Source organism: Candidatus Methylomirabilota bacterium (assembly GCA_036001065.1).
Taxonomy (GTDB): domain Bacteria; phylum Methylomirabilota; class Methylomirabilia; order Rokubacteriales; family CSP1-6; genus MNEF01.
Genome location: DASYUQ010000167.1, coordinates 40,110 through 47,197 on the forward strand (window position 1 = coordinate 40,110; position 7,088 = coordinate 47,197).

Genomic DNA, 7,088 nt, shown 5'->3' on the forward strand with positions numbered 1-7,088 from the left:
CAGCCGTGCTGGCCGCCGCAATGCTCCTTACGCTCGGCTGCGCCAGCCACGGCCGGCCGGCCGCCATCGACCCGACAGGGAAGGACTTCGCCGCGCTGCTCGACTCCGACCAGGCACGACTCCTGCTCGCCGATCTCCTGGCGCGAGGGTCCGCCGATCCGCGCCTCGCCGCCCTGGCCCCGCCCGTCGTCAGCGCCGATCTCGTCCCAGACCGGCCAAGTCCGACGCTCGATCCGGGTTGGCTCCCCGACCAGGCGTGGCTTCGCGAGCGGGCGCTGGAGGTCTCCACGGACTTCGCGGCCCTCGCCTTCGCCCATGCGGTAGGGGCGGACGAGAGAAGCCGCGCCGTGCAGGCCGCCTTCGATCGCTCGCTGCACGACGGGGCAGCCCGCTCCGAGGAGGTCCTGCGTCAGCCCGGAGCCTTCCCGTACACGGTGCTGTTCGCACCCTCCTGGCTCTACCGTAGCCACCCCGCCAACGGAGCCGACTTCGCGCGCCAGCGCCGGCTTCTCGATCGGCTGGGGATCGCCAGCCGGCTGATCGCGACCGCCGAGAGTGGCTCGGTCGAGGACAACGCCGCGGCGGTTGCCGCCGCCGTGCGCGAGGCGGGGCAACGGCGGGAAGCCGTGATCCTGGTCAGCGCCAGCAAGTCGGGGGCGGAAGTCGCGCTGGCGCTCTCTCGCCTGCTCACGCCGGCAGAGGCGGCCAGCGTCGCCGGCTGGCTGAACGTGGCGGGCGCGCTGCACGGCACGCCGCTCGCAGACGCCGCCCTGCGCCCGCCCGCCTCGTGGATCGCCCGCTTCGCCTTCTGGGTCACCGGCTGGAACTGGGCCGGGCTGACCTCCATGGCGACGGGGCCGAGCCGGAGGCGCTTGGAGGGCGCCCGCCTGCCGGACTCGATCGCCGTCATCAACCTGGTGGCCGTACCCGTCTCTGGCAGCGTCGGCGCCAAGGTCGTCTTGGGCTACAAGATCCTCCGTAGTCGCGGCCCGAACGATGGCGTGGTACTGCTGACGGACACCGTCTGGCCGGGGGGAGCCAATATCGTCGCTCTCGGCGCCGATCACCTGTTCGCCGCCGGGCAGGAAGACGCGCACGGCATGGCCCTGTTGCGGGCGACGGAGTTTGCCGTGCGGCTCCACGGCGCCAGGTCCGATCTCCGGCCGAGGGCCGAGAGGTCGGGGACGCCAGCAGAAGGCGACAGCGGCGGGGACCTCGACCCGCCGCGGCCGCAGGAGTTGGCCCCAATCCGAAAATAGATCGAGCAGTCGGCGATGGTACGATAAGGCGCGCTGAGATCCACTGGTATGAAACGCCTGGCCGCACGTTATGTCCTGTGTCTCGACGACTGCGGCTACCCCGAGTCCCTCGCGGTAGGTAAGGTCTATCACCGACTCGCGGATCGAGAAGGCGCCCGCAGCGGCCTCATCAGGGTCGTGGACGAAACCGGCGAGGATTACCTCTCCTCCGCGAAAGCCAAGGTGCTGTAGTCCGCCGTCGCGTCGCCCTCGAGCTCGGCGCCCTCGCGGTCCTCGCGACGCTCTTCCTCGTGCTGGTCCCGGAGCGGCCGATCTTCGTCGATCTCGGGCTCGCGTTGCTGGCCCTGGGCCTGGTCGCGCTGACCGCGAGAGACACGCGCGAGCGTGTCTGGGGCGCGCCGTTCCTGTCGGCGGCCGACCGCGTCCGCCATTCGACGCGTCATCTCCTGATCGGCACGGCCGCGGTCGCGCTGCTCTTCGCTGCCTGGCGGATCGCGCTCGGCGGGCAACTCCTGAAGCCGACCCTCTTCGCGGCGCTCGTCGCCTTCGTGCCGTGGGCGCTCCTCCAGCAAGCGCTCTTCCAGTTCTACCTGCTCGGGCGCGTGCGTGCGCTCCTGCCGGGCTCGCCGCGCCTCGTCGTGGCGTCGGTCAACGGGCTCTTCTTCGGCGCCGTGCACTTGCCGGCGTGGGACCTGACGCTGGTGACCATCGTCGCCGGCAGCGTGTGGAGTTGGTACTACCTTCGCGATCGCTCCCTCCTCCCCATCGCGCTCTCCCACGCCGTGCTGGGAGCGACCTACTTCTACTGGGTCCACGGCCAGGACCTCGTGCAGCGATGGCTCGGCGCGCTGTGAGACTACTCAGCCGCTACGCGGACCTCGCTGACACTCCTCTTCCCAGATTCGGTGGCATCGGCCGTGGAACCTGAAGATCCGGCCGTCCGGGAATCGGTAGGCGACCTGCGCGCCCAGCTCATCGCATGCCGCGCACCTGGCCACGCCGATGGCGGTATCCGCGTTGATGTGCCCCGTCGGCGACTTCGGCCAGCCTGGCTCCGTCGTGAGTGGGGCTATCGCGCGCGGCAAGGTGCCGGCGTCGAGCCGTTCACGGATCCTCTGGGTGACGGTGTTCTTATCCATGTTGCGTTCCCTCGATCCTCGGCTTGTCGCGTTTCGTCATCCTGCGCACGAGCTCATTGATGCGGCGGACGGCGGTTCGAACGCTGGCGGCGGCTTCATTGGTCGCGTCGCCGGGCGCGGGCGTCGCCGGGCGATCGGCGCCGCCGAGGAGCACCCCGAGTGGGTTGTTGATCTTGTCGCCGAGGTAATCGCTCAGCTCCTTCAACCGATTCAGCTCCGCCATCGGCACCGCGACGTCGGTGCGCTCGGCGAGCGCGTGGCGTTCGGCGTCGAGCCGGGTGAGGATCTCGTCGAGCGCGTGCACGTTGGACGAGATGGTGTCGCGTACGCCCGCGTGCCGTTCCGCGTCGAGCGACGAAAGCACGACCTGGTGATAGCGGCGCGCGAACTCCAGGTCGTCGCGCAGCCGCACGAGGGCCTCCCGGTACTCTGTGCTGACGACGCGATTGACGAGCGCGTCGATCTCCTTCGCCACCTGGTCGGGCGGCACGTGCTTGGCGTCGAGGTAGGCCGTGGCCCCGAGGTCCATGCCCAGCTCCTGAGCCCGGTCTCCGATGAAGACGCTGCTGTAAAAGATGAACGGTAGGCGCGCCCAGCGTCCGTCGCGGCGGAGAGCGCGACACAACTGGAAGCCGTCCATCCTCGGCATCTTGACGTCCGACACGACGGCCGCCACCGCCTGGCCCTCCAGGAGCTCGAGGGCGGCCGCGCCGTTGGGCGCCGTAAGGACTTCGTGGCCGGCCTTGCCGAGGAGGGCTGTCAGCAGACGTCGACGGGCCAGGGAATCATCGACGACGAGAACGCGCATGATTTGATCGTCCTCTAACGCGCACCGCCGAGTCAAACTTTCCCGTGCGCCGCTTTCACCAATGCCGATCACGGCTTACGCGCTCCAAAGCTCCCGGAGCCTCGCCCAAGGGTTCGCTCACCTCCTGGTCGACTCGCGACATTCGTGCGACTATCGGCCGCGTCGCATCCCCTCAAACGCCCCAGGGAGGCTGCCATGGACTTCGGCGTGGTGATGTTCCCGACCGACTACGCGATCCGTCCCGACCAGCTCGGCCGGGCCCTGGAGGAGCGAGGCTTCGAGTCGGTCTGGTTCCCGGAGCATACGCACATCCCGGCGAGCCGCCGCAGCCCGTGGCCGGGAGGCGCCAACCTGCCCAAGGAGTACTGGTCCGGGTACGATCCGTTCGTCGCCCTCACCGTCGCCGCGACGGCCACCACCCGGCTCCGCCTGGGAACCGGGATCTGCCTGGTGGTCGAGCGCGACCCCATCATCACCGCGAAGGAAGTGGCCAGCGTCGATCGGCTCTCCGGCGGCCGGTTCCTCTTCGGCATCGGCGGCGGCTGGAACGCCGAGGAGATGGAGAACCACGGCACCGAGTTCAAGAAGCGGTGGCGGGTGCTGCGCGAGCGGGTCTCGGCGATGAAGGAGATCTGGACCAAGGAAGAAGCGGAGTTCCACGGCGAGTTCGTGAGGTTCGACAAGATCTGGTCGCACCCGAAGCCCGTGCAGAAGCCCCACCCGCCGATCATCATGGGCGGCGACGGGCCCACGACCTTCGACCGTGTCATCGAGTTCGCCGACGGCTGGATGCCGATCGCCCGTCCCGGCCGGAACCCCGCCGAGAAGATCCCGGCGCTCCGTCAGCGAGCCGAGAAGGCGGGCCGGGACCCCAAGTCGATCTCGGTGACGATCTTCTTCGCCAGGCCGGATCGGGCCACCGTCGATGCGCTGCGGGCCGCGGGGGTCGATCGGGCCATCTTCGGCGTCCCGTCGGAGGGCCGCGAGAAGGTCCTGCCGCTGCTGGACTCCTACATGCCGCTCTTGCGGTGAATAGCGGTTGGCGTCAGTGGCCATGAGCCATCAGTGGCGGACGCGAATAGTCCGGTTGACGTCGGTTGCGCTCTTCGTTCTCGCCTGGCAGGCGGCCAGCGCCTTGAACGTGCGACAGCAGTACCTGAACCCGATCCTCTTTCCCTCGCCGCTGGACATGATCCGGGCGGCGTACGACGAGGCCGTCCAGGGCATCCTGTGGCGCGACATCGCGGCGAGTCTGGCCCGCGTCTTCCAGGGGTTCGCGATAGGCGCGGTCGTCGCGGTTCCCCTCGGCTGCGCCACCGGCTACTTTCGGCGGCTGGAGGACTGGGTGGACCCGATCGTGGAGCTGTTCCGCCCGATCCCCCCGCTGGCGCTCCTTCCCCTGTTCATCATCTGGCTGGGGATCGGCGAGGTGTCCAAAGTTCTCTTAATCGCCTTCGCCACGTTCTTCCCGATCTTCCTCAATACCACTGAGGGCGTGAAATCCACGGACCCCCTGCATCTTCGCGCCGCTCTCTCCCTGGGGGCGAACCGCTGGCAGATCTTCACGAACGTCGCGGCGTGGTCGGCCCTGCCCGGGATCATCGTCGGGCTCCGGCTCGGCTTCGCCCTGGGATTTTTCGTGCTGGTCGCCGCGGAGCTGATCGCCGCGGACAGCGGCCTCGGCTATCGCATCCAGGAATCGAGGAACTATTTCCTCGTTGACCGGATGTTCGTGGGGGCTGCGGTGATCGGAGTCCTCGGATTCGGTTTCAATCTGGCCCTGCGGCGCCTGGAGGACCTCCTCCTCCGCTGGCGGAGCACGATCGTCCAGGCCCAGATCTAGGGGTGCCGGGTTAAAGAGGCGCGCCAACGGCGCAGCATGGGCGTGCCGAATGTTGGGGGCTTGGGGGCCATTTCGGGGCCCCCATGTGACTAAATGGCCCACAAGCTGGAGGTCATCGGGGTCCGGAAAGTCTTCCAACCGGAGGACGGGCGGGCGCCGGTCGTGGCCCTGGAACGCTTCGACCTCGCCGTGGAGGACGGTGAGTTCGTGTGTCTGCTGGGTCCGAGCGGCTGCGGCAAGTCCACGCTCCTGAACATCGTGGCCGGCTTCCTCAGGCCCACCGAGGGCCGGGTGAGCCTCGATGGGACAGAGGTGAGAGGCCCGGGGCGGGATCGAGGCGTCGTCTTTCAGGAGCACGCGCTCTTCCCGTGGTTCCGGGTGGGGCAGAACGTCGAGTTCGGCTTGAAGATGGCGGGGGTGCCACGAAGAGACCGCGCGCGGATCGCCGACCGGTACCTGGACCTGGTCGGCCTCCGGCCGTTTCGCCGGGCATTCCCCAAGGAGCTCTCCGGTGGGATGAAGCAGCGGGTCGCGATCGCCCGGGCCCTCGCCAACGATCCGAAAATTCTCCTGATGGACGAACCGTTCGGCGCGCTGGACGCTCAGACCCGCCGGCTCATGCAGGACGAGCTCACCAAGATCTGGGCGGCCACCGGCAAGACCATCCTCTTCGTGACCCACGCGATCGAGGAATCGCTCCTGCTGGCCGATCGGGTCGTGGTGATGTCGCCGCGGCCGGGTGGCGTCAAGGCGGTGCTGGCCGTCCCGCTGGCCCGGCCCCGTTCGGACGTGGCGCGCGACTTCGTCGCCCTGAAGGCCGAGATCCAGGAACTCTTACGGGACGGTTAGGGGGAGGGGACCATGGAATACCGAAGGCACGACCGGCGGAGCATGCTGCGGGCAGGAGCCCTGACGGGGCTTCTCGCGGTGGGCGTTCTCTCTACCGGGCTCGCCGCGGCCGCGGCGCCCGAACGGAAGAGCCTCGACGTCCACACGGCGCGTGACGCGCAGCTCGCGTCCCAGCTCGTGATCGGCCAGACGAAGGGCTTCTTCCGTGAGCACGGGCTCGAGGTCCAGATCAAGTACTTCACGGCGGGCTCGGAGATCCCGCCGGGCATGGCCGCCGGCAGCATCGTGATGGCCTCGGCCGGCGCGCCGAACGCGATCTCGCTGGCCGCCAGCAACTTCCCGATGCGGGTCATCGCCCAGATCGCGGACATCGCCGGAGCCCAGGGAGTCGTCGTCCGTGCCCAGGCCGGGATCCGAGTCCCCAAGGACCTCGAGGGTAAGCGCATGGGGATCGTAAAGGCGGGGCCGGCGCTCGACCTGTTCGGCCGGTTCAGTCGGACCTACGGCGTCGACCAGAGCAAGATCACGATGGCCAACATGCTGCCGCCGGACCTGCTCACCGCGTTCGTCAAGGGCGACATCGACGCCTATGCCGTCTGGGAGCCCTATCTCACGCGGGGTGAGCAAGTCGGCGGCAAGCTCCTGCACACCGGGACCCAGTCGTACATCCCCGGCGCGGAGGGGCCCAAGCGGATCTTCTCGATGGCCTGCGTGCTCTTCACGCTCGAGAGCTTTCTCAAGGAGAACCCCAACACCACCGTCGCCCTGCTCCGTGGTCTGAGACAGGCGCAGCAGTTCCTGGACGACCCGGCCAACGCCGAGGCGGTCCTCGACATCCTCAGCGCGCCGTTGAACATCCCGAAGGCCGATCTCCGGAAGATCATGGGACGAAACCGATACCAGCTCCAGATCGATCAGGCGCTGCTGGACTCCATGGATGGTCAGACGGAGTTTTTGCACAGCATCGGGTTCCTTCGCGGCGCGCCCAAGGCCCGGACCTACGTGGAGCCACGCTTCCTTCGCGAGGTCGACCCGGCGCTGGTGAAGATCGACTAACCCCGATCCGAAATAAGCTCGCAGGTGAAAGCGGCACATGGCCGCGAACATGGGCGGTGTTCAGGAGATGGTTCGACCGCAGCCAGCGTCTCTATAGGAGGACGTGGGTGCGCACGTACCCACGCTGGCCACGG

The 7,088-nt window shown here is 68.4% G+C and carries 8 protein-coding genes; 7 read left to right on the plus strand and 1 reads right to left on the minus strand.

The window, feature by feature from the left end:
* Positions 1-5: 5 nt before the first annotated feature.
* Genes VGV13_16210 through VGV13_16220 form a run of 3 tightly spaced genes read left to right on the plus strand, consistent with a single transcriptional unit; the run spans position 6 to position 2,113 of the window.
* Complete coding sequence (locus tag VGV13_16210; GenBank protein ID HEV8642635.1) at positions 6-1,259, plus strand: hypothetical protein; 1,254 nt, start codon at positions 6-8, stop codon at positions 1,257-1,259.
* Positions 1,260-1,307: 48 nt separating this feature from the next.
* Positions 1,308-1,490 carry a hypothetical protein gene (locus VGV13_16215; protein HEV8642636.1) on the plus strand — a complete coding sequence of 61 codons (183 nt, stop codon included), beginning with the start codon at positions 1,308-1,310 and terminating at the stop codon, positions 1,488-1,490.
* A gap of 59 nt (positions 1,491-1,549) precedes the next feature.
* Positions 1,550-2,113: a CPBP family intramembrane glutamic endopeptidase gene (locus tag VGV13_16220; protein ID HEV8642637.1), complete on the plus strand. Its 564-nt coding sequence runs from the start codon at positions 1,550-1,552 to the stop codon at positions 2,111-2,113.
* Positions 2,114-2,390: 277 nt separating this feature from the next.
* Here the strand turns inward: VGV13_16220 and VGV13_16225 are convergent, their stop codons facing one another.
* On the minus strand, positions 2,391-3,206 hold the full coding sequence (locus VGV13_16225; GenBank protein ID HEV8642638.1) for a response regulator: 816 nt from the start codon (positions 3,204-3,206) through the stop codon (positions 2,391-2,393).
* 195 nt (positions 3,207-3,401) lie between these two features.
* On the opposite strand from VGV13_16225, the gene VGV13_16230 reads away from it, so the two are divergent.
* The 4 genes from VGV13_16230 to VGV13_16245 all read left to right on the plus strand — a co-directional run bounded on the left by VGV13_16230 (position 3,402) and on the right by VGV13_16245 (position 6,954).
* Entirely contained in the window at positions 3,402-4,238 is an 837-nt protein-coding gene (locus VGV13_16230) for an LLM class F420-dependent oxidoreductase (protein ID HEV8642639.1), read from the plus strand.
* A 55-nt stretch (positions 4,239-4,293) separates the two neighbouring features.
* Positions 4,294-5,049, plus strand: a complete 756-nt coding sequence (locus tag VGV13_16235; protein HEV8642640.1) for an ABC transporter permease — start codon at positions 4,294-4,296, stop codon at positions 5,047-5,049.
* 93 nt (positions 5,050-5,142) lie between these two features.
* The gene (locus tag VGV13_16240) at positions 5,143-5,898 is read left to right on the plus strand and encodes an ABC transporter ATP-binding protein (protein ID HEV8642641.1); all 756 of its coding nucleotides are present in this window, start codon (positions 5,143-5,145) and stop codon (positions 5,896-5,898) included.
* A gap of 12 nt (positions 5,899-5,910) precedes the next feature.
* Complete coding sequence (locus tag VGV13_16245; protein HEV8642642.1) at positions 5,911-6,954, plus strand: ABC transporter substrate-binding protein; 1,044 nt, start codon at positions 5,911-5,913, stop codon at positions 6,952-6,954.
* Positions 6,955-7,088 lie beyond the last annotated feature (134 nt).

Bases quoted from the DNA above. Each gene is read 5' to 3' on its own strand.
- VGV13_16215 (HEV8642636.1), top strand. From the start codon at position 1,308: ATGAAACGCCTGGCCGCACGTTATGTCCTGTGTCTCGACGACTGCGGC.
- VGV13_16225 (HEV8642638.1), bottom strand. From the start codon at position 3,206: ATGCGCGTTCTCGTCGTCGATGATTCCCTGGCCCGTCGACGTCTGCTG.
- VGV13_16230 (HEV8642639.1), top strand. From the start codon at position 3,402: ATGGACTTCGGCGTGGTGATGTTCCCGACCGACTACGCGATCCGTCCC.
- VGV13_16240 (HEV8642641.1), top strand. From the start codon at position 5,143: ATGGCCCACAAGCTGGAGGTCATCGGGGTCCGGAAAGTCTTCCAACCG.
- VGV13_16245 (HEV8642642.1), top strand. From the start codon at position 5,911: ATGGAATACCGAAGGCACGACCGGCGGAGCATGCTGCGGGCAGGAGCC.